General features: G+C 47.0%; 21 protein-coding genes. 5 read left to right on the top strand and 16 right to left on the bottom strand.

Annotated features, from left to right (window positions below):
* Positions 1 to 61 precede the first annotated feature (61 nt).
* From rimO to KD145_RS29885, 14 genes are all read right to left on the bottom strand, one after another.
* Entirely contained in the window at positions 62 to 1,369 is a 1,308-nt protein-coding gene (gene rimO, locus KD145_RS29950; RefSeq protein WP_212003470.1) for a 30S ribosomal protein S12 methylthiotransferase RimO, read from the bottom strand.
* Positions 1,370 to 1,618: 249 nt separating this feature from the next.
* Positions 1,619 to 2,497 carry a cupin-like domain-containing protein gene (locus KD145_RS29945; protein WP_212003469.1) on the bottom strand — a complete coding sequence of 293 codons (879 nt, stop codon included), beginning with the start codon at positions 2,495 to 2,497 and terminating at the stop codon, positions 1,619 to 1,621.
* Between the two features lie 213 nt (positions 2,498 to 2,710).
* Positions 2,711 to 3,673 carry a signal recognition particle-docking protein FtsY gene (gene ftsY, locus KD145_RS29940; RefSeq protein WP_212003468.1) on the bottom strand — a complete coding sequence of 321 codons (963 nt, stop codon included), beginning with the start codon at positions 3,671 to 3,673 and terminating at the stop codon, positions 2,711 to 2,713.
* A 238-nt stretch (positions 3,674 to 3,911) separates the two neighbouring features.
* Positions 3,912 to 4,085 (bottom strand): DUF4295 family protein, encoded by a 174-nt coding sequence (locus tag KD145_RS29935; protein WP_113614144.1) that lies wholly within the window; start codon positions 4,083 to 4,085, stop codon positions 3,912 to 3,914.
* Positions 4,086 to 4,155: 70 nt separating this feature from the next.
* Positions 4,156 to 4,338, bottom strand: a complete 183-nt coding sequence (gene rpmG / locus KD145_RS29930; protein WP_089896023.1) for a 50S ribosomal protein L33 — start codon at positions 4,336 to 4,338, stop codon at positions 4,156 to 4,158.
* 30 nt (positions 4,339 to 4,368) lie between these two features.
* A complete protein-coding gene (gene rpmB / locus KD145_RS29925; RefSeq protein WP_113614145.1) occupies positions 4,369 to 4,605 on the bottom strand; it encodes a 50S ribosomal protein L28 in 237 nt (78 codons plus the stop codon).
* A gap of 205 nt (positions 4,606 to 4,810) precedes the next feature.
* Positions 4,811 to 5,398 carry a carboxymuconolactone decarboxylase family protein gene (locus KD145_RS29920; RefSeq protein WP_212003467.1) on the bottom strand — a complete coding sequence of 196 codons (588 nt, stop codon included), beginning with the start codon at positions 5,396 to 5,398 and terminating at the stop codon, positions 4,811 to 4,813.
* Positions 5,399 to 5,473: 75 nt separating this feature from the next.
* Positions 5,474 to 6,028 (bottom strand): peroxiredoxin, encoded by a 555-nt coding sequence (locus KD145_RS29915; RefSeq protein WP_212003466.1) that lies wholly within the window; start codon positions 6,026 to 6,028, stop codon positions 5,474 to 5,476.
* Between the two features lie 893 nt (positions 6,029 to 6,921).
* Positions 6,922 to 7,650, bottom strand: a complete 729-nt coding sequence (gene bshB1 / locus KD145_RS29910; protein WP_212003465.1) for a bacillithiol biosynthesis deacetylase BshB1 — start codon at positions 7,648 to 7,650, stop codon at positions 6,922 to 6,924.
* Positions 7,651 to 7,698: 48 nt separating this feature from the next.
* A complete protein-coding gene (locus KD145_RS29905) occupies positions 7,699 to 8,196 on the bottom strand; it encodes a hypothetical protein (RefSeq protein WP_212003464.1) in 498 nt (165 codons plus the stop codon).
* 17 nt (positions 8,197 to 8,213) lie between these two features.
* Positions 8,214 to 8,834, bottom strand: a complete 621-nt coding sequence (locus tag KD145_RS29900; protein WP_212003463.1) for a DUF4294 domain-containing protein — start codon at positions 8,832 to 8,834, stop codon at positions 8,214 to 8,216.
* 92 nt (positions 8,835 to 8,926) lie between these two features.
* Positions 8,927 to 9,928 (bottom strand): carboxylesterase, encoded by a 1,002-nt coding sequence (locus tag KD145_RS29895; protein WP_212003462.1) that lies wholly within the window; start codon positions 9,926 to 9,928, stop codon positions 8,927 to 8,929.
* Between the two features lie 112 nt (positions 9,929 to 10,040).
* Entirely contained in the window at positions 10,041 to 12,569 is a 2,529-nt protein-coding gene (gene ccsA, locus KD145_RS29890; protein WP_212003461.1) for a cytochrome c biogenesis protein CcsA, read from the bottom strand.
* A 106-nt stretch (positions 12,570 to 12,675) separates the two neighbouring features.
* Entirely contained in the window at positions 12,676 to 13,074 is a 399-nt protein-coding gene (locus tag KD145_RS29885) for a cytochrome c maturation protein CcmE (RefSeq protein ID WP_212003460.1), read from the bottom strand.
* A gap of 237 nt (positions 13,075 to 13,311) precedes the next feature.
* Here KD145_RS29885 and KD145_RS29880 point away from each other — a divergent pair, with 237 nt between their 5' ends.
* The 3 genes from KD145_RS29880 (at position 13,312) to KD145_RS29870 (ending at position 16,307) form a co-directional block, all read left to right on the top strand.
* Positions 13,312 to 14,355 (top strand): agmatinase family protein, encoded by a 1,044-nt coding sequence (locus KD145_RS29880; RefSeq protein WP_212003459.1) that lies wholly within the window; start codon positions 13,312 to 13,314, stop codon positions 14,353 to 14,355.
* 4 nt (positions 14,356 to 14,359) lie between these two features.
* On the top strand, positions 14,360 to 14,947 hold the full coding sequence (locus tag KD145_RS29875; RefSeq protein WP_212003458.1) for a hypothetical protein: 588 nt from the start codon (positions 14,360 to 14,362) through the stop codon (positions 14,945 to 14,947).
* A 64-nt stretch (positions 14,948 to 15,011) separates the two neighbouring features.
* A complete protein-coding gene (locus tag KD145_RS29870) occupies positions 15,012 to 16,307 on the top strand; it encodes a radical SAM protein (protein WP_212003457.1) in 1,296 nt (431 codons plus the stop codon).
* A 2-nt stretch (positions 16,308 to 16,309) separates the two neighbouring features.
* Here the strand turns inward: KD145_RS29870 and KD145_RS29865 are convergent, their stop codons facing one another.
* Both KD145_RS29865 and KD145_RS29860 read right to left on the bottom strand, forming a co-directional pair.
* Positions 16,310 to 17,239, bottom strand: coding sequence for an AraC family transcriptional regulator (locus KD145_RS29865; protein WP_212003456.1), 930 nt, complete (start codon positions 17,237 to 17,239; stop codon positions 16,310 to 16,312).
* A gap of 68 nt (positions 17,240 to 17,307) precedes the next feature.
* The gene (locus KD145_RS29860; RefSeq protein ID WP_212003455.1) at positions 17,308 to 18,537 is read right to left on the bottom strand and encodes an MFS transporter; all 1,230 of its coding nucleotides are present in this window, start codon (positions 18,535 to 18,537) and stop codon (positions 17,308 to 17,310) included.
* 140 nt (positions 18,538 to 18,677) lie between these two features.
* Between KD145_RS29860 and KD145_RS29855 the strand changes: the two genes are divergently transcribed.
* Together KD145_RS29855 and KD145_RS29850 are read left to right on the top strand one after the other, a co-directional pair.
* On the top strand, positions 18,678 to 19,568 hold the full coding sequence (locus KD145_RS29855; RefSeq protein WP_212003454.1) for a hypothetical protein: 891 nt from the start codon (positions 18,678 to 18,680) through the stop codon (positions 19,566 to 19,568).
* A 163-nt stretch (positions 19,569 to 19,731) separates the two neighbouring features.
* The gene (locus KD145_RS29850; RefSeq protein WP_212003453.1) at positions 19,732 to 21,162 is read left to right on the top strand and encodes a DUF5723 family protein; all 1,431 of its coding nucleotides are present in this window, start codon (positions 19,732 to 19,734) and stop codon (positions 21,160 to 21,162) included.
* Position 21,163 lies beyond the last annotated feature (1 nt).

The raw sequence follows: 21,163 nt of genomic DNA, 5'->3' as shown, positions 1-21,163 counted from the left end.
CTCCGTCGGGAGCCATGTAAAGCCTTTCGCCACCTTGGCGACCGGCCGTTGGAAATATTTTCTAAATTAATTCACCTTCCAGGTCGTAATCAAACGCTTTGGTGATACGTACTTCCACGAAGTCGCCCGGTTTCAGGCGTTTGGTGGTATTAATGATCACTTCATTGTCTACTTCCACGGAGTCAAATTCTGTGCGGGCAAGGTATCTGCCTGCTTCTTTTTTGTCTACGACTACCTTAAATACTTTACCTTCCTTTTCCTGGTTTTTTTCCAGGGAGATTTCCTGCTGCACTTCCATGATCTCCTGCGCTCTTCTTTCTTTTTCTTCAGCAGGGATGTTGTCCTCCAGTGCATGCGCACTGGTACCTTCTTCATGACTGTAAGTGAATACCCCTACCCTGTCAAAGCGCATTCTTTCCAGGAAGCCTTTCAGTTCTTCTACATCCTCTTCCGTTTCACCGGGGAATCCGGCGATCAGGGTGGTACGCAGGCAGATGCCAGGTACTTTGGCGCGGATGTTATGAACCAGTTCTTCTATCTCTTCGCGGGTAATCTGACGTTTCATGGCTTTCAGCATGGCATTGGAAGCGTGCTGTAGCGGCATGTCCAGATAGTTGCAGATGTTAGGAAATTCGTTCATCACATCCAGCACTTCCATTGGGAACTTGGTGGGATAAGCATAGTGCAGGCGTATCCATTCCAGTCCTTCCACGGCGGCCAGTGCTCTCAGCAGGTCAGCCAGGCGGCGCTGTTTGTACAAGTCCAGACCATAGTAGGTCAGTTCCTGTGCGATGAGCATGATTTCCTTTACACCGGAGCGTACCAGCTTTTCGGCTTCCTTTACCAGCTCCTCAATGGGGCGGGATACATGTCCACCACGCATCAGGGGGATGGCACAAAAGGAACAGGTACGGTTACAACCTTCCGCAATCTTCAGATAAGCATAGTGGGAAGGTGTGCTCAGCAAACGTTCTCCTATCAGTTCGGATTTGTAGTCAGCGTCAAATTTTTTGAGCAGTAAAGGAAGTTCCATGGTACCAAACCAGGCATCCACGCCGCCAATCTCTGATTCCAGGTCGCCACGGTAGCGTTCACTCAGACAGCCGGTCACATAAACCTTGTCCAGCTTACCGCGTTGTTTCAGTTCTACCTGTTCCAGGATGGTGTTGATGGATTCTTCTTTTGCTTTGTCAATAAAACCGCAGGTATTTACCACCACAATATTGTGGTCGCGTTTAGTGCTTTCATGCACCACATCGATCTCATTGGCCAGCAGTTGCCCGCTCAGCACTTCTGAGTCTACCATGTTCTTCGAACAACCAAGCGTAATAATGTTAACCTTGTCTTTCTTTAAAGTTTTCGTCTTCAAGGGCGAATGTTTTAGAGCATGCGGCCAATATTGTTTGACCGGCACCGCCACGAAGACACACAGACACTAATTGAATAAAACAGCAGACTTACTGTACGTGACTTTGAGCCTTAGTGGGGGTTGAGTAAGGAAGGTGCAAAGGTATGAAAAGAAATGGGAATTATAAAATTTGGAGATTTTGTTATTTGATTATTTGTTCATTGATTGTCAGAGAGAAGCAAATGCCCATACAATCAAATAACAAAATAATTAAATATAGTGAAGTGCTTTTTCAGCACGATCACGGGCCATTTTACGCTTATAGTGGTACCACCACTGGGGTGCCAGTTTGATCATCAGATTATTCATGCCCCGGAGACCCAATATATGGTAGAGGCCGTTTAGTTTACCGGCGAGGGAAGCATCCATCGCACGAAGGCTCATGGCAAACCCGCTGTCCATGTATTCCATATGATGCCAGTAGCCGCCCGGCATAAACATGGTATCACCGTGGTTGAGGATGGCCGTATAACCTTTGGCATGGGCCAGTGCCGGGAAATGTTCGGTATCCAGCCTTTCGTGCCAGTTAACAAAGGATGCTGCACTTTCCACGGTAAAGGGCATACGGTAAATCAGGGGAGACTGATTGTTTTCCAGCAGCAGTACCCGTTTACGCCCCAGAAACTGAGTATGGAAGATATGAGACAGGTCGATGTCGTAGTGCATATGCGCTACAGATCCGCCGCCGCCTACAAATAGCATGGGGTACTTTTTCAGAAACCCTTTGGCATACTGGTCGGGCCATACAATATCCTGTGCCAGCTGAGGAGCATGCTGAAAGATATTAAACAGGAAGATCCGGAGCGATACCGGGCCTTTTTTCAGCATGTCAATATATTCTCCAAATGTGATATAGTCATCTGCCCCGTTTACCAGGGTACTGGCGTTGGCGCGTTCGTTGTTATAAACGCCCACCCGCTTGTCACCGACGATGCTTTTGAAGTAGTCCCAGGTCCATTTGCTGAAGGCAGGCCATTGTTCGCTCAGCCCTGCTGCTGAGATAATAACGGGTTTACGGGGTAAATAATAATTTTTGCGAAACTCCTCAGGTGTGATATCATCAACTCGGTCTATGTTGTTTATGATCATAACTACGAATTGTTAAGTAGGATTACAAAAAAATACTATAATTCAAATGTAACAAATGCAGCTTATAAACGAACCAATCGCACAGGGCCAAAAATGCGGCCAAAAAAAATATCCGGGACTATCATGTTCAGCCCGGATATTTCATCTACCTAAAGTAAAATCGTAAGTGGGCTTAATTTAATTTCAAAAACAGCACACACAAACTTATAAAAATCAATCATTTACACTAAAGAGCGTATCTACAAACGCTTCTTTATTGAAAACCTGTAAATCTTCCATTTTTTCACCAATACCGATGTATTTCACCGGAATTTTAAACTGGTTGGCAATAGCCAGTACCACTCCACCTTTCGCAGTACCATCCAGTTTGGTAATAGCCAGGGCAGTCACTTCGGTAGCTGCGGTAAACTGGCGGGCCTGTTCCACTGCATTTTGTCCGGTAGAGCCATCCAATACCAGGAGCACTTCGTGAGGAGCATCCGGGATTACTTTTTTCATCACCCTTTTGATCTTACCAAGCTCGTCCATGAGGTGGGCCTTGTTGTGCAAACGACCGGCAGTGTCCACAATAATAACGTCCACTCCCCTGGCCGCGCCACTCTGTACCGTATCAAAGGCCACAGCACCGGGGTCAGAGCCCATTTGCTGTTTTACGATGGGTACATCTGCCCTTTCACTCCAGATGGTCAATTGATCCACGGCTGCGGCACGGAAGGTATCGGCAGCTCCCAACAGCACAGATTTCCCTGCTTTTTTGAAGTTGTAGGCCAGTTTACCAATAGTAGTGGTTTTACCCACACCATTCACTCCTACTACCATGATCACATAAGGTTTTTTATCGGCGGGCACATCAAAATCTCGGAAACCGCTATCGGGTGCATCTACCAGTATCGATGAAATTTCCTCCTTTAATATTCTATTTAACTCACTGGTTCCCAGATATTTATCTTTAGCTACCCGTTGTTCGATGCGGTCAATGATTTTTACGGTAGTATCTACACCCACGTCGGCCGATACCAGCGCATCTTCCAGGTTGTCCAGCACTTCAGTGTCAACGGTTGACTTACCGGCAATAGCACGTCCGATTTTGCTCAGGAAGCTTTCTTTGGTTTTCTGCAAGCCCTGATCCAGACTTTCCTTTTTTTCCCTGGAAAAAAGTTTATTGAAAAAGCTCATAGTTTAGTTTAATTGGGCAGGAATTCATTGATTCCCTTTATTGAGTTATCCGGCTGCTGAGGCAGCATTGTTTCGAACTGTTCCAAACAGGCTGCTAAAATACAGCTTTTGTGTTAACAATAGCACCCGGATGTATAAAGAGGTAAAGTTGCGGTTATATTTGAGGGTATTGTTGGCACCAACACAAAAAGCCGTCCTTTTAACGGGACAGCTTTTCAGTATTATTAGTAAAGCCGAATTACTTTTGGTTAACGTGCTCCAGAACTTTATCCTTGTGCACGATGGCTTCTTTAAAAGTGTATGCACCGGTTTTGGGAGAGCGTACAGCTCTAATTACCTTAGTCCACACTTTTGATTCAGCTGCTGCTTTAGCATCTTTTACTTTCGAGTTCTTTGAAGCTGCTTTTGCCATTGTATTTATTGTTTTTGTGGTCTAATGGCTATATGGCTATCCCAGAACAGCCATTCACCATCAACAATTATTATTTAATTTCTTTGTGTACAGTAACTTTCCTTAAAATAGGATTGTACTTTTTCAACTCCAGACGCTCAGGAGTGTTCTTCTTGTTCTTGTTGGAGATATAACGGGAAGTCCCGGGCTGACCAGAGGTTTTATGCTCTGTGCATTCCAGAATTACCTGTACTCTGTTACCTTTTTTTGCCATTTTGTATACAAATTAAGTGAGTCCTTAGAATTAAATTTCCGTACCAGCTGCACGCAATTCTTTGACTACTGCATACAAACCTTTTTTGTTGATGGTTCTTAAACCGTCAGCAGACACCTTCAAAGATATCCATTTGTCTTCTTCCGCGAGGAAAAAGCGCTTTTTCTGCAGGTTGGGCAGAAACCTTCTCTTTGTCTTAATGTTGGAGAAGGAAACATGGTGACCTGTAATCGGCTTCTTTCCTGTCACCTGACATACTCTTGCCATGATTTAAAAAATTTAGGAATGCAAAAGTCAAACTATTTTATTGATTTTGCAAATATTATTAGATGAATTTATTCACAATTCGTCTAAATCCGTTAATTCCCAGGTGTCCACTTAAACAATAAACACAGTGCAACTTATTAATAGTCAAATAATTGCAGGACGAATTTACATCTGTCCGGACGAAGTAGATTTTTTTATATTAATTTTATAACAATACGACCAGGCTACGAAGAACAGCTCCCAGGCGCACCGCCTCTAAAACCCGCAGTGGCTCAGTTCCATGTTTCACCACTGCTTCCTCATGCGAAGTTACGCACATTTCGCATCCGTTCAGCGCGGATACCACAAGACTTAACAGTTCAAAAAACTCCTTGCCCAAAACCGGGTTGGCCATAATGCTCATCCGGATACCTGCCTGAGTGGTGGTATAAAACTCCTTATTCACAAAATGACGGAAACGGTAAAACACGTTATTGGCGTTCATCAGGGAAGTACAGCTGATCACTTCCGCGATTTCCTTTTCAGTAGCCCCTTCAGCAGTAGCCATTTTCTCAAAGGAAGCCTGCAGGCCGGCATGTTTTTCATTAACAGCCACAGCCACCCCGATCAGGTATGCCTCTTTTTTGGAAAGGGTGCCTGCATTCAGGGCATTGGTAACATTTATCTTCAGATCTTTCAGGTAACGGGCATCGGTATTTACCAGCGCCTGCAGGCTCACGGAAGGGGCCGTACCGGCCAAACCTACTGCTTCCAGCAGTTGTACCGCTGTATCCTGATTGGTAGTTGCAAACATAGTTATACGTTTTATCTTAAAACAAAGCAGCAAAGTTGACGCTTTGCTGCTTTGCGAAAATTATTCAAAATAACACTAAACGGCCAGAGTAGCTTCGCCTTTATTCCAGTTGCAAGGGCACAGCTCATCTGTCTGCAGAGCATCCAGTACACGCAGTACTTCTTTCACGTTACGGCCTACAGACAGGTCGTACAGGGAAACCCAACGTACAATACCCTGAGGATCTACGATGTAAGTAGCACGGTAAGCCACTTTTTCGTTGGTTTCCAGGATACCCAGTTCACCAGCCAGTGATTTGGAAGTGTCAGCCAGCATTGGGAATTTCAGCTCACGCAGATCTTCGTGGTCTCTTCTCCAGGCAGCGTGAACAAATTCGCTATCAGTAGAAGCACCGATCAGTACTGCATCGCGGTCAACGAAATCCTGTGCATGTTTGTTGAACTCAGCGATTTCAGTAGGGCAAACAAATGTAAAGTCTTTAGGCCACCAGAACATTACCATCCATTTACCGGAAGCTTTCAGCTCCTCAGATGTCAGCTCATAAAACTCTTTACCTTTTTCGATGGAAACAACTGCCGTTTTTTTGAATTCAGGAAATTCAGACCCTACGGATAAAATAACATTTTTCATAATTCTATTTCGATTTTTGATTTACAGTCAAGGCTTCGTATTAAATGCCGGCGCAAAGATCACTTTACATTCATTATTAGTCAAATAGATTTTTAAGATGAGACATTGACTTTCTCTATATATATCCATTTTCGCACTGACAGGAAAGCAATCTGCACCCAATTCTCCTATAATCAAAAAAATTCTTTATGACTTAACATTTTTATGTCATTTCTGTAACTTTTTGGCACGCTATTTAGTTATATAAGCGGAGAATTTTTAACAGACAAATAGCATGGAAATGAAAAAAAAATACGCACTTCTGGTGATTATTACGATTGGACTAGCTTTGATTCCGTTTATTAAAAACAGCATCATCAAACCAGATGAATTTGATGCTACCAAGGATCTGTTCATCTAGTGTTTAGCCGGTCCCATTGTGCCGATCAAAACTGCCCCTGCCGGGGTCAGGACTTTATTTGCTGTCTGGTTTGTAATGCTGCCTTTTAGCACTTCCGAATACGCCGCAGCGCCCCTGCCCTTGTTATCCCCCGGCTCCCAGCATTGATTCGCGTTTATATCATTCATCATATAAATTTTCCCCGGACTAAAGCCCGGGGCTAAATTGTTTGTGGCTAGTACAGAGGATTATGGATAACATGTAGCTAATTCTTTAAGGGCTGTTTTTCCTTTTAAAAGAATTAGTGGGGATATTTACCTTTTGTTCTGTGACAATTGTTTGTGGCTGGTACATTGGATGGAATGATTGGTGGGGATGATTTTTCTTTTGTTGTGCGATGACAGCTTGTGCTTTACCCAATGAAAAAAGGCTGACCAATGGTCAGCCCCGGATATTTTTCAGACAAGATGGCTGATTACGTATTATCGTTAACGTTATATCAGCGCTTCGTTGATCAGGTCACTTCGTTGATCAGGTCAGCGAAATTGCGGATACCCATCATTTTAGCGGACGTGTATCCTTCGGCGTAGTCCACCCCTACCATTTTACCCAGCATTTTGGCACGATAAACCACACTATCAAAGAAACCGCTGCCTGAGATATAGGTTTGCGGCTCATTGTCTTTAGGAGCCAGGAACTGGGAACTGAAGCTTCTGATCGCATCCAGTTTCCTTTCCATCACCGGTGTGATATCTACCACAAAATCGGGTTCATGATAACGGTCCTGCAGGAAATGGAACACCTGCTTAGGGCGCCAGGCCTGTTGCGGTATGCCGTCAATGGTGGTTTCTACTTTACGCAGGCCTGCCAGAAAACAGCTGTCAGCAATCAGTTTGCCGGCGCGGCCATGATCAGGATGTCGGTCGTCCATCGCATTGGCCAGCACAATATCAGGCTGGTATTTGCGGATGGCCCTGATGATGGCCATCTGTTCCATGGTATCATTTCTGAAAAAACCATCTGCCAGTTCCAGGTTTTCCCGTACTTCCAATCCCATGATTTTGGCGGCGTCCTGCGCTTCCTTAACACGTAATTCAGGCGTACCACGGGTGCCCAGCTCTCCGCGGGTAAGGTCTACTACGCCTACTTTCATGCCTTGCTGCGCATGTACCATCAATGTTCCTGCACATCCCAGTTCCACATCGTCGGGATGTACAGCAATCGCGAGTATGTCCAGTTTCATGCTGTAAATAAATTGAGGTGCAAAGATGGGAAATAATTTTTGATAGCATCATTCTTCTGTACTGATGATGCGTACGCCAGCCTGGCTGTTTTTGATGTGATACAGCTCTTCTACTTTTTTGGGCGACAGTATTTCGACTGAAACAAATGTTTTATTGTCCACCGTCATAAGACGGGTCTCGTCTGTCGGGGTCACCGGTTTATCATTCACGATATAGAGGAAGCTGCTGTCACTTCCGTAGCGGCGCAGCAGGCTGTCGTAGGCCGGAGAAGCCATGCTAAGCAGATGACGCACCCTTTTGCGGGCAAAGGGTTTCGTTTCCACATATACCACCCCGTTGGCAGCCTGGCTGCCATATTTCAGAATTGCTTTTTGTCCTCTTGCAATGGTAATAAGACCGATCTGGTCGGGAGAGATGCTTTCCATGGCGGCCTGTGTAGTCAATACGCTGTCTACCACATATACCGGCACATCGTTTTCTTCGTTTTGTGCCAGGGCACTGAAGGAAGTTAATATCAGGCTAAATAACAATATCCGTGCTTTCATATAGCTAAGATAGCCATTTAATTATAAGCGCGGTACCGCTGGTACATTTCGAGCTCCTGCACAATCACTTCTATATCATGATCTTCCTGTTTGTCGTATTCGCTTTTCAGGTTTCCTCCGAAAAAGAAGGCCACTGTTTGCCATAAACGGGCGTTAAAACCACCTTTCAGCTCTTTGATGATTTCGTAACAGTTTTGCCCTGTTTCCCGGTTAATCAGCTTCATCAACACTTTACCCTGGTATACGGAGAGATTCTGCAGTTTGTCGCCGAACTGCGCTTTCATTTCCTTTTCCTTGGATGCCAGGAACTCTTTACGCTCCCTTTTGGACATCGTAGCCAGACGGCCGTTCACGTCCTGCAGCAGGCGGGCAGCAGTTCTCGCATAAGGATAGGTGACATATACGGCATTCCGTAAACGGTTATAGCGTTCCTTTTCTTTCCGTAAGGCTTTGGGCATTCTGTCTACCACATCAAAGATGGCGAGGGTGATCACCGGAATGGTGTCGGTACCTACAACAACAGCATGGAGCGGGATAGTATCAGCACCGTGTGCTTCCTGCGCGCTGGCTTCCTGCCGGCAAAGGGAAATGCCTGTTATCAGGATGGCGGATAAAATGAGTTTACAGCGGCAGTGCATACAATATCTAACGATGCTAATGGGTAAATGTTACCACAAGTTAAAAAACATTTCAGATTAAATAACAATCAAAAAAATGCTGGACAAAGCGGTCAATGTACCGGCTTCATTTTCAGTACAGCGTCGGCAAACCGGTCGATAGCACCGGCCACGGCGGGCAGGTCATGTCCGGTGAGCCGGCTTCCCATCACATGTGCCCCTGCGCCCGGAATGGAAATCGCCTCCTTGAGACTATCGGGGGTGCCCAGCTCCTGCTCCATTTTCAGGATGGCAGACACCCGTACGGTAGGGTCCTGATGTTTTTCATCCTTGTAATAGTAGAGATTCAGTACCGGCTGATGTATTTGCTGAAAAGTAGAGGGCTTCATACTGGTTTCCAGCAAATTTTGCAGCTGTACGACTGCTTCCAGGCGGTATTTGTTGTTCCAGTATTGGGCCCTTTCCCGGCTGGTATCGTTGGACTCCTTGTATTTGCCGCCTTTTACCAGCCTTGCCAGCTGCAACCCCCAGGGATCGTTGGCCAGGAAGGCCAGGTCATCGTTGATGGCTATATTAGGCGACATATTGATCACAGCGTATACATCTTTGGGATAGGCGGCGGCCAGTTTAAGTGCCAGGGTACCTCCGGTGGAGGTGCCCATCAGAATAACCTTGTCGCCCAGGGCTTTTCCTATCTCCAGCGCTTCTTTGGCATCTTCCCAGAGACCGATGGCGGTCGTCGTCAGCAACGGATCGGATGTATCGATACCATGGCCGTCGAGGCGACTGAGAAACAAATTGCAGCCATAACGGCGGGCGAAATCACGATGTATGGGATCGCCCTCCTCCTGGCTGGCGGAAAAGCCATGCAGGTATACAACCGCATAAGACGTTTTATGAAAAGGGGAATCAGCCCATACAATCCGGGCTTCATTGTCCGGCTTCAGCCGGTGACGGGATTCCTTTTGATGAATATATTGCTCCAATGCCCGGCCATCCTGAGGCACCGCCGGCAACACTGCCGAATAAACAGGGGTGGCAGGCCTGGGGCCCAGCAGGTACAATATGGCCAGCACGACGATAAGTACCAGTAATATGCGCAGCAAACGCTTCATAGTGAGGATCTTGCTGTTTGATTAAATCATCAGGGGACCTGAATTACCCTGAAAATCTACGTATAATTTTCAAGGTAATACAGATCCCCTGTATTAATAAATCAAAAAATCCTTAAATATTGACTGCTTTCCGCTGGTTTTCCTGTCTTCCGGCTTTTTCAGTCCTTCTGGTACGTTGTACGATGCTCATACCGGTACCTACCACCATCACGATCACACCCAGCCACAGTACATTGATGTAAGGGAATACCAGGGCTTTCATCACTACATAGTCACTGAAACCAGCGGCCTCTTTCACTTTCAGCTCTATCTTGTTTTCTGCAGGCATGATCTTCGCAAAACGCACGCTCAGGTTCAGCGCGGCCAGCGTATCTTCTACGCTGTACTGGTAGCTGCTGTCGCGGATGTAATAGATAGGCTCCAGTTTGAAGCTGTCGTCGGTTTGTGTATGTACTTCCAGCTGAGCACCTACGGTCAGGTCATTTTTTTCCGGCACGTAGTTTTTGCTGGCAGGCTGTGTATTCAGTCCTTTAAGCACCATGAAACCTTTGGAGAAGAATACGGAGTCACCAACCTTGATCTCATGGACTGTATAACCGGTAGTATCTGCTGATGCGGCTTCTGCTTTGTTAGGCGCAGCAGATACATAGGTAAAGATATCTCTGGTGAGATAGTGCTTGGAAGCAGGGTTGGAAGACAAAGCATTTTCTTTCCTGTTTACAAATGCATCAGGGTACAGGGTAAATCTTTCCTTTACTTCTCCTGTTTGTTTATCCTTGCGTACATAGTTCATCACGTAGTAGGTTTTGGGATCCCCTTTGGCAGTGGAATCACCTACATAGGTTACGTGATAATCACCCATCTGCACCTGCACATCTTTGGGCAGCATGATGTTTTCGCGCGGATTCTGTTTGCTTTCCTTTCTGAAGAAACCATCATTCAGCATCTTCATCCTGTCGATGGAAATCACTTCCATTTTGGCGGAAGAGATCAGCGCACCCAGCAGCACCATACCAAAACCGATGTGGGCTACGGAAGCGCCGGCGCTTTTCAGTTTACCCTTGATACCCACAAAGATGTAGGTGAAGTTGGCCACAATAGCGTAGATGCTGGCAAACAGCATAATATAGATAGCCGTAAGGAAACCGGCACCATAGTTATCGTAGGTAATGGTCCCTTTCCAGGCAATCAGCGCAGTAAAGAGCACAGACAGCAAGGTAGGTAGCCAGATTTTTTTGGTCAGAAACCCTTTGGGGGTGTCTTTATATTTCAGGAACTGCACCACAGCCGTCAGCGTACCCAGTACAATGGCAATCCAGATCTGGATTTTATTGTAGTGGAACATCACATCGGATGGTGGAGCGATATCGTCCATCTTGAACAGGCCTTTCAGGCCGGTGAGATCGAGCAGCTTGTTCCATACCGGGATAGAAGTGGTGAAGGTGATCTGAATGGCCGCGATCAGCAGGATCAGCGAGCCCACAAACAGCCAGAATTCTCTGGAATAAGTGCTTTCTTCTTTATTGTTGCCCGGAATCTCTTTCCTGCGGGCAATGAGCAGGTAGATAGAAGGAATGGTAAACACCAGCATGGAAAAGAGCAGCTGGGCAGTCATTCCCATATCCGTGAAAGAGTGTACGGAAGTATCTCCGAGCACACCACTCTTGGTGAGGAAGGAGGAGTACAGAATCAGTACATAAGAGATAAAGAAGAAGAAAACGGTAGATTTCAGTGCATGACCGGTATGCTTATAGGCCAGCAGGGTGTGCAGGCCGGCTACCATCGTTAGCCAGGGCACGAGGGACGCGTTTTCCACAGGGTCCCAAGCCCAGTAACCACCAAAGTTGAGTGATTCATAGGCCCAGGCGGCACCCATCATGATACCGGTACCCAGCAGCATAATTGCGAAGAGGGTCCAGGGCAGTACGGGTTTTACCCAGCCGGTATAATCGCGGGTCCAGAGGCCGGCGAAAGCGAAGGCAAACGGAATAATCATGGAAGCGAAGCCCAGGAAGAGGATCGGCGGGTGGATCACCATCCAGTAGTTCTGGAGGGTCACGTTCAGGCCGTTACCATCATGGATATGCTGCATATAGTCAGCCTGCTGGAAGATAGGCGCACCCTGGTTTTCGGTAGCCTGTCTGAGCAGCAAAAACGGATTGCTGCCAACTTTATAACCCAGGACATAGATACCGAGGAGCATACTGGCCATAATCAGCTGTGCCAGGGAGAAGACGGTCATTACCGGAGCTTCCCAGTCTTTGGATGTACGAATCAGGATAATGCCCAGGATACTGTTCCAGATGCTCCAGAGCAGGAAACTGCCTTCCTGGTCGGACCAGAGGCTGGAAAAGAGATATTGTACAGGGAGGTCGCGGGAAGTATTGCGCCAGGCGTATTTATATTCGAAATAGTGATTAAACAGAATATAGAAGAGGCAGCTAAATACGGCGATCACAGCAGCTGACTGGATTACAAAAGCCCAGCGTGCCAGCTTCTTCCATGAGTCGCGTGCCAGCGGCTCTTTGATCTTTACGACATTATAATAGGATACGGTGGCTACCAATGATGCTACAAAAGCCAGGATGGCAAAAAAATGGCCCAATTGGCCTGGTAATAAGTGTTCCCCTTCAAATTTCATGAGAATGGTATATAGATTGAAGAATTTAGATATATCTTGATATAAATATTCAATCTTTTGAGAATCAAATAGCTATAAACCCTGTATATCTAATCCTGAAATATTTTTAAAGCTGTTTGTTGCTCACAACTACCTGGTCATCTTTATATTTAGACGGGCATTTCATGAGGATTTTGCTGCAGTGGAACTCATTTCCCTGCATTTTTCCAGTGAGCACCACGGATTCCGCTTTTTCAAAATCTGTAGGTTTGGCGCCGTAGAAAACGACTTTGCGGGATTCACCTGTTTTATCGTGTACGTAGAAGCTGAACAAGTTGGCATCCTTTAACGGATCATAGTGCATAGACTGCAGGGTATCCAGTTTGCCGATCACATGGAACTCTTTCCCCTCCTTTTCACGCGCAGTAGCAAAAGTTTCGTAGGTACTGAAGTCACCCACCATGGTCACGATCACCCCTATTGCAACAGCAATTACCACCAGCAGAATAATATTTGTTTTTTTCATATGAAAATTATCTTCCCTATTGTTGTGACACAGGCTGTAAACCCACTACCAGCAAAGCTTCTCCCATCTCCTTACCCCACCTGCATTTATCTCTTTCCAATTATCGGGGCAAAATTAACGCAAAATGACCTTCTTCCGACAAAATTTATATAAAAGGCAATTCTTTTTACGGGAAGAGAGACTGTAAGTAAACATAATCCTATCTTTGCGCGGAATTTTGAAAAGTAAGATTTTATCATGGCTGATTTATCTCAATTTGACCCTAACTCGGTTGGGTTGTTGTCCAACAACATTTTTGGTTTACCTTTTTCTGAAGAAGAAGCGAAACTGGTATTATTACCTGTTCCCTGGGAAGTGACCGTATCTTATAGTAATGGTACAGCCCGCGGGCCGGAACATATTTTCCGTGCTTCCTTCCAGGTAGACCTGTACGATGCGGACGTAAAGGACGGTTGGAAACAGGGCTTTTTTATGCGGGAACCAGACAAACATCTGCTGTTGCGCAGCGATTATCTGCGTAAGGAAGCGGAATTATATCTGAAATTCCTGACCGAAGGCGGAGATATCTCAGAAAACGAGTTCCTGAAGAAAACGCTGGTGGATGTCAACAGCGGTACCAGGGCTATGAACGAATGGGTATACAACCAGACCAAAGGACTGTTGGAAAAAGGCAAGCTGGTAGGTTTGCTGGGCGGTGATCACAGTACCCCGCTGGGCTTCTTCAAAGCTATCGGCGAGCACAAGGGTGACTTTGGCATCCTGCAGATAGATGCTCACTGCGACCTCCGCGACAGCTACGAAGGCTTTAAATATTCCCATGCCTCTATCATGTTTAATGCGCTGGCCGAAGTACCACAGCTGCAGAAGCTTGTACAGGTAGGTATCCGCGATTATTGCGAAGAAGAAGTAGACTATATCAATGATAGCAATGGCCGTGTGGTGACCTTCTTTGACAAACAAATCAAAGAGCGTCAGTTTGAAGGTGAAACATGGAAATCCATCTGTGACAGCATCGTAGCTACCCTGCCTCAGCAGGTTTATATCAGCTTCGATATTGACGGACTGGACCCGAAATTATGCCCGCACACCGGTACACCGGTAGCCGGCGGTTTCGAAGCAGAACAGATCTATTACCTGTTCAAGCGGGTACTGGAAAGCGGCCGCAAGCTGATCGGTTTCGATCTCAACGAGGTGAGCGCTTCTCATGATGACTGGGATTCCAACGTAGGAGCCCGTGTTCTGTTCAAACTTTGCAACCTTTTGATCAGCGCTAATTCATAAGCCTATGTATAGCTTACGTATCCTGCATCCGAACACTGCCAGCAGGCTCCGTTTGCTGCCGGTCATGCATGGCCTGGTCGGCATCCTGTACCTGTTTAATGCGATCGGCATTTATAAGGGACCTCAGCCCAACTGGCTGCTGGTAGGCTTTTTTATGGCGATGGGACTGATCTCCCTTGCCTTTCCCTTTGTGGTAAAGCGCTCCCGCAAGTTCAGCGAAGTCAACAGTATTGCCAGGCTGATACAGGCATTCATCTGCCTGAGCGGCAGCCTGTATTTTCTCGGGCATCAGCTACCGATCACCGGACTGCTGATGTTTATAGTAGGCCTTGGCCTCGCCTATATTGGCTGGCTGGAATACAAAATATTCCAACCGACCCATATAAAGATAGATAACACCGGCGTCATCCTGCCTACCACCTTCTCTGAAAGGCGCATTGGCTGGAACGAGCTGAATAATGTAATTTTACGCAACGACCTGTTCACCCTGGATTTCAAATCCAACAAGATCATCCAGCTGGAAGTGCTGGACGAGCCAGGGCAGGAACAACGTGAAGATATGAAACGGTTTTTCCAGGAAAGACTGAAATGATTCCGACATTTGGAGAAGGTATATCGTTACACCTTCTTCAAATGTTTCCTTAAAAGCACTTAGCATGTTAAAACAAACACCTTACATATTATACTCTGACGGGAAAGGCAACATCTTTGAGGATACCTCCATGCACGTAACCGGCCGCAGTGGCTGGGATGCATATCCTGTTGATCCCGAAGAATGGATTGAACTACCCGAGGGAGGTAATCTGTATGAACTGCCCGGACGCCGCGGTATCGGTATCGACGCTGCCAGCGGTGAAATGGCATTGTGTGATAAAGGTTGGGCCGTAGCGGCTTTCATCCCGCCTGCCCATACCGGTTTTTACCTGGCAGCCTATGAAACCATGCCAGACGCTCCCACGCTGCCGCTGTTCTGTTATACAGCTGTTGGCTGGCTCGATGGTAAGTTTTATGTACCGGCTACCCGTATCGAAGCTGATATCCGTCAGGAATGCGCCGGCTTTGATGCCAAACAGGTAAAACAAGGTGTAAAACAGCTGACCGCCGCCTATCCGCACAACAGGCTGGTACAACACCTGGCCGAAAACTGTGCACTCACTTACGAGTGCCCGGCAGCCCGTAACTATTTTATGGGCAGATGGGAATGCCCTATCCCTTCTTCTCCGGCCTGTAACGCCAACTGTGTAGGATGTATCTCCTTCCAGCCGGAAGAAGAAAGCATCGTTTCTACCCAGGACCGTCTGCGTTTTAAACCTACGGCAGCGGAGATCGTGGAATATACCGTACCACACCTGGAAACAGCCCCTTTCCCGATCGTAAGTTTCGGACAAGGTTGTGAAGGCGAGCCCCTGCTGATGTGGGAGACTATCCGCGAATCCATTATCGAAATACGCAAACACACGCCTAAAGGCAGCATCAATATCAACACCAACGGCAGTAAGCCGGATGCGGTGCGCGCCCTCTGTGAGGCCGGCCTCAACAGCATCCGTGTAAGTTTGAACTCTGCCCAGGAAAAATATTATACGCCTTACTACCGTCCTAATAACTATACTTTTGACGACATCGTGGAAAGCCTGAAAGTAGTGCGGGAATTTAATGGCTGGAGCTCCATCAACTATTTTGTGTTTCCGGGCATGACAGATACTGAAGAAGAGTATGAAGCCCTGCGCAAGCTGATCACGGAAACCAAATTAAACATGATCCAGTGGCGGAACTTCAACATTGATCCGGACTGGTACCTGGGCCGACTGGGTATTACAGACCCTGGTCCGTGCATGGGTATCAAACAATTACAGGAAGCTATACACGAAGAATTCCCTGACGTGAAGTTTGGTTATTTCAACCCACCGATGGAACGTATCAAGGGCGATTATATGGCTGATTTTGCCCACTAGTATCAGAGGGCTACTTCTTCCCACTCATTGATAAGACCACTCCTCTGCGCGTTCTCCTGCCCGAAACGGTATTGACGCGCATAGGCAGATGGTGACATCCCCGTCACTTTACGGAATACCCGGTTAAATGTGATGGGGTTGTTATACCCCGTAGCATAAGCCACAGAGGCAATACTCTCCGCATCGCCGTTAATGATTTTTTTACACGCTGCATTAATACGCACCTCATTCAGAAACTCGAGGTAGGTTTTACGGGTGTGTTTCTTGAAGTATTTACAGAAAGCATAGGTAGTAAGATGTGCCACCGCTGCAATTCTGGCCAGAGAGATATTTTCTGCATAATGTTCCAGCGTATACTGGTAGATATCATTCATCCGCAGTCCTTCTGACTCGCTGTAGGCATGACGTGAGAAGCCGGTAGACAAAGACTTCCAGTCTTTCACCTGTCGGGAAAACCAGGTCAGCAGTGACATGAAGGCAAATAACCTTTCTGCGCCGGTAAGTTTGGATAAACGTAGTATTTCGGCCGCTGTCCGCTCTTCAAAGGCAGGTGGCAGCTGTAAACTGGAGCGTGTCTGTTGCAGGAATTTACGGACGGATTCCAGTTCCGGCAGGGCCAGCATCCCCTTCAACGTATTTTCATGGTCGAAGAAGATATGGATAGCGTGGATATTTTTTTCCTTGAGGTTTTCAAAATAACGGGCATCGCCCTTAAACATATGGGGCTGATTGGCGCCGATCACGTAGACGTCGCCGGCTTTGAATGGCTGGGTATAACTGCCTGCAATCAGCGTACCTTCCCCTTTGATAATAAGGGTCAGCTGCGCCTCTTTATGGCGGTGCAGGTAATTATAAAAATAAGGAAGTATGTCCTCCTGTATCACCACAGACCCTTCCTCAGCAACCGGAACAGTAAATTGAATTACTTTCATTTACCAATTTTACTCCTTTTTAGGCAAAACTAGTATTTTCAGGACAATATCTGTATATTCTTGAACAATTACGCTGCCACTAATTGTTTACTTCTGGCCCTCTTACGTTGCAGCCATAGGAACCCGGCAGCAGACAAAATACAGCCGCCCGCGGTGATCATCCACCAGGAAGTGAAGCCCAGGTGCTGTACCACAAAAGCCCCGCTGGTAGGGGATATAACATTGGCCAGGGAATATGAAATGGTATACAGGGCCGCATATTGTCCTCTGTTATGTTCCTGGCTACGACTGATCCAGAAACTGTTCATAAACGGCAGGCAAAACATCTCCCCGAAAGTAATCACGATCATAAAAATGGCTGCCACCGCCCATATCGGAGGCAGGAGGCTTAGCAGCAGGTAGGACATGCACACCATGACAGCACCTCTGGCTACATATACCAGGTTGGGCAACTTACCATCCAGCCGGTATACCATCACCATTTCCACAGCCACGATCAGCAGTCCGTTGATAGACATATTGAGTCCGATAGCCCATTCCGGCATATGTATCACTTCTTTGAAATACAAGGGCACAATGCTGGAAAACTGGAACAGACAGATTGCATTGATCATTCCGAAAAACAGGAACCAGAGATACAGGTCATCCTGCCATACTTTTTCGCACCGCCCGGCAGGTGCTGCTTTTTCCGGTTTGGCAGGTGCCGGTACCGGCGGCAGGAAGATGCGCATTAAAACAGCAGCTGCGATACAGGTACAACCATCTACCCAAAATAATAACTGATAGCTGACACTGGCCAGAATACCACCTAGTGCCGGGCCAACAGACCAGCCCAGGTTGACCGCCAGCCTATTAAGCGAGTAAGAACGGGTACGGTTTTCCGGCGCACTATAAGCCGCAATCGCGATACTGTTGGCCGGCCGGAAAGCATCGCCTACAGAACTCATGATAAAAACAAAGGTACATATCTGAGGAAAGGTGTGTACCTGTCCCAATAAAATAAACAATATTCCGTTAGAGAATAGGCTCCAGAACTGTACCTGGTAAAAGCCGATACGGTCTGACAGCCAGCCGCCCAGCAACGCACCTGCAATAGCACCGGTGCCAAAACAGGCCATCACCAGGCCAGCCTGCGCGATCGTGAAATGCAGATTTACGGTAAGATATACTGTCATAAAGGGAACCACCATCGTGCCACTGCGATTGATCAGCAGCACCAGTGATAACCACCAGGTAGCGGGAGAAAGCCCTGTATAGGCGTTCTGATATAGACGGATCGTTTGTTTCAGCGGATTCATAAAAACAACGCAAAATAAAATGCACACTTAGGGATTAACTGCATAGTTTTTGCAAAGATGATAAATTCAGCTTTCAGTATGTATATTTTTTTTCATTCAAAAGATTAACTTTGACGCTTACAGGTGCTTAACCAGCTATCATGGAGGAAAAAAACAGCAAAAAAAATGTTCAGGCTTTAGGAGTAACAATCGGCGTACATGCGCTGCTGTTAGCAGCATTAATGTTTGCCGGTTTTTCAGCGCCGCCGCCACTACCCGACCAGGACCTGGGCATGGAAGTGAATCTGGGAACTTCTGATAACGGGATGGGCGATGTACAACCACTCAACCCTAATCCTCCCAGTGCAGAAGCATCTACCCCTGCGCCTGCAGAAAATGAAGCCGCTGCCACTGAAAAAGATAACAGTGCACAACAGGAAGTAGCCACACAGGATGATGAAGAAGCGCCGGAGATTAAAAAACCGGAGAAGCCGGTGGTGAAGCCCAAAGAGCTTCCTAAAAAACCAGAGCCAGTACCTGCCAAACCGGTAAAAAAACCGGCGGCAGAACATCCGCCTACCCCTGCCCCACCGGCACCCAAGCCCAAAGCGGTATATGCAGGTGGTAGCAGCACCAATGCCAACAGCGGTAATGGTGCGCAGGGTTCCAACAATTCCACCGGCGAAGGAAATACCGGCAAACCCGGCGACCGTGGTCAGATCAATGGTGATCCTAACGCTAAAGGATATACGGGCGGCGGACTTGGCGGGGGGCGTTCCGATTTTCACCTAAATGGAAGAAACCTCATCGGCAGACCTAGCGTAACCTACGACGGAACAGAATCCGGCTATGTAGCCATCAATATTAAGGTAGACCAGCGGGGGAACGTGATAGCAGCTACTTTCAGCATGAAAGGTTCTACCCTCAGCAATCCACAACTGATAGACATCGCGCGGAAAGCAGCCTTGAATGGTCAGTTAAAATACAATGCAAACCCGGACGCACCCGAAGTGCAGTTCGGAACTATCCGTTTTTATTTCAAAGCAGAATAAAGAAACCATATAACAGATTTCCCTGATCCCGGATTTGTGCGTGAGAGATGCCGTGAAGATGATACCAACAACTGTTCACCGCATATTTCATCACTTTTCCGTGTGTCACGGAAACTGAAGTCATGAGAAACCTGTCTATTTAAAGCCAACGTTGATTGTCAGCATGTATCGTATCCTATTAAACGCTATCTTCTTGTTATTGCTGGCTGATGCCGCGATAGCACAAACTTTTCCCGGTTATAACGTCAGCACTTATGCCGGCATTCACGGTGTTCTCAGCAACCCCGCCAGTGCAGCAGGTTACCGTTATAAATGGGATGTCAATATTATCGGGGCTGATGTAAAAGCGGGCAACACCTATGCCCGTGTACCCAAGTCCGTACTCTCTCACATTCCCAAGAACTGGAAGCCTAACCAGGATTATTTTCTGGACACTACTGCCCAGCGCAGACAGAACGGCTGGATGATGGCGGAAATCGTATTGCCTTCCGTGTTATATGCTATTGATGAAAAACAGTCTGTCTCCTTTGTTTGGCGTATGCGCAGCAGCGGCAGTGCCGGCAACCTGCCAACTCCGCTGGCTAACTTCTTCAGTGATTTCCCCAATCTGCAATACCGCGGCAAAAGCCTTACCATAGAAAAAGCAGCTGCCAGCATGCATGTCTGGAATGAACTGGGTTTCAGCTATGCACGGGTTATTAAAGAAGGTTATACCAGCCGCTGGAAAGCCGGTATCACCGTAAAACTGCTCAGTGGTGTCGCAGCTGGTTACTCGCAGGTAGCCAACACCAACTTTGTGCTTAACACCAAACGCAATGCAGATATTACCAGCGGTACGCTCCGTTACGGTTACAGCCAGGAGCTGGACCACTGGAAAAAGCCGGACCTCAGTAATATACAGCTCTTTCAAAACAACGGTATAGGTCTTGATCTTGGCGTTATCTATGAATACCGTCCGGATAATGGCGGTTGGGGTAAACCTGAAGGCACCGACGCAGATGAATATAAATTCCGCCTGGGTGTTTCCATCACCGATATCGGCAGGATCAAATATGTAAAAAGCGCCAATAATACAGATCTTAGCCTGGTGAGAGACAACCTCGATCCGAGGCAGATTACCTATCGTGATAAAGAAAGCCTGAAACAATATTCCACCCGGCTCAATCGGTACTTCACACCGATAAACAGCGACAGCACCTTCCACATGTCCTTGCCTGCCGCGCTGAACCTGATGGGAGATTACAATATTAACAGCCGTTTCTTTGTCAGCGCCAATGCAGTCATTGCCCTGAATGCAGGAAACAGGAATTTTTACAAAACATATGCGTTGACCCAGTTGTTAATAACTCCACGGTATGAAACAGAGCGGTTCGGGGCCTATATGCCGTTTGTAATCAATCATAACGGACAGGCAGATGTAGGGGCTGCCGTACGTTTCGGTCCGTTGGTACTGGGCTCTTACAGTCTTTTTACCACGCTTTTTCAAAGCCGCATCAACCATGCGGACGCTTTCGTAGCTTTGCGGCTGAATCCGGGCATGCTGGGACGTCGCAATGGCGATAAAAAAGAATTGGGCTGCCCGGTAAATTTTTAAT

Source organism: Chitinophaga sp. HK235, from assembly GCF_018255755.1.
Taxonomy (GTDB): Bacteria; Bacteroidota; Bacteroidia; order Chitinophagales; family Chitinophagaceae; genus Chitinophaga.
Note: the sequence above shows the minus strand (reverse complement) of the source record. Positions and strands in the feature narration are given on the sequence as shown.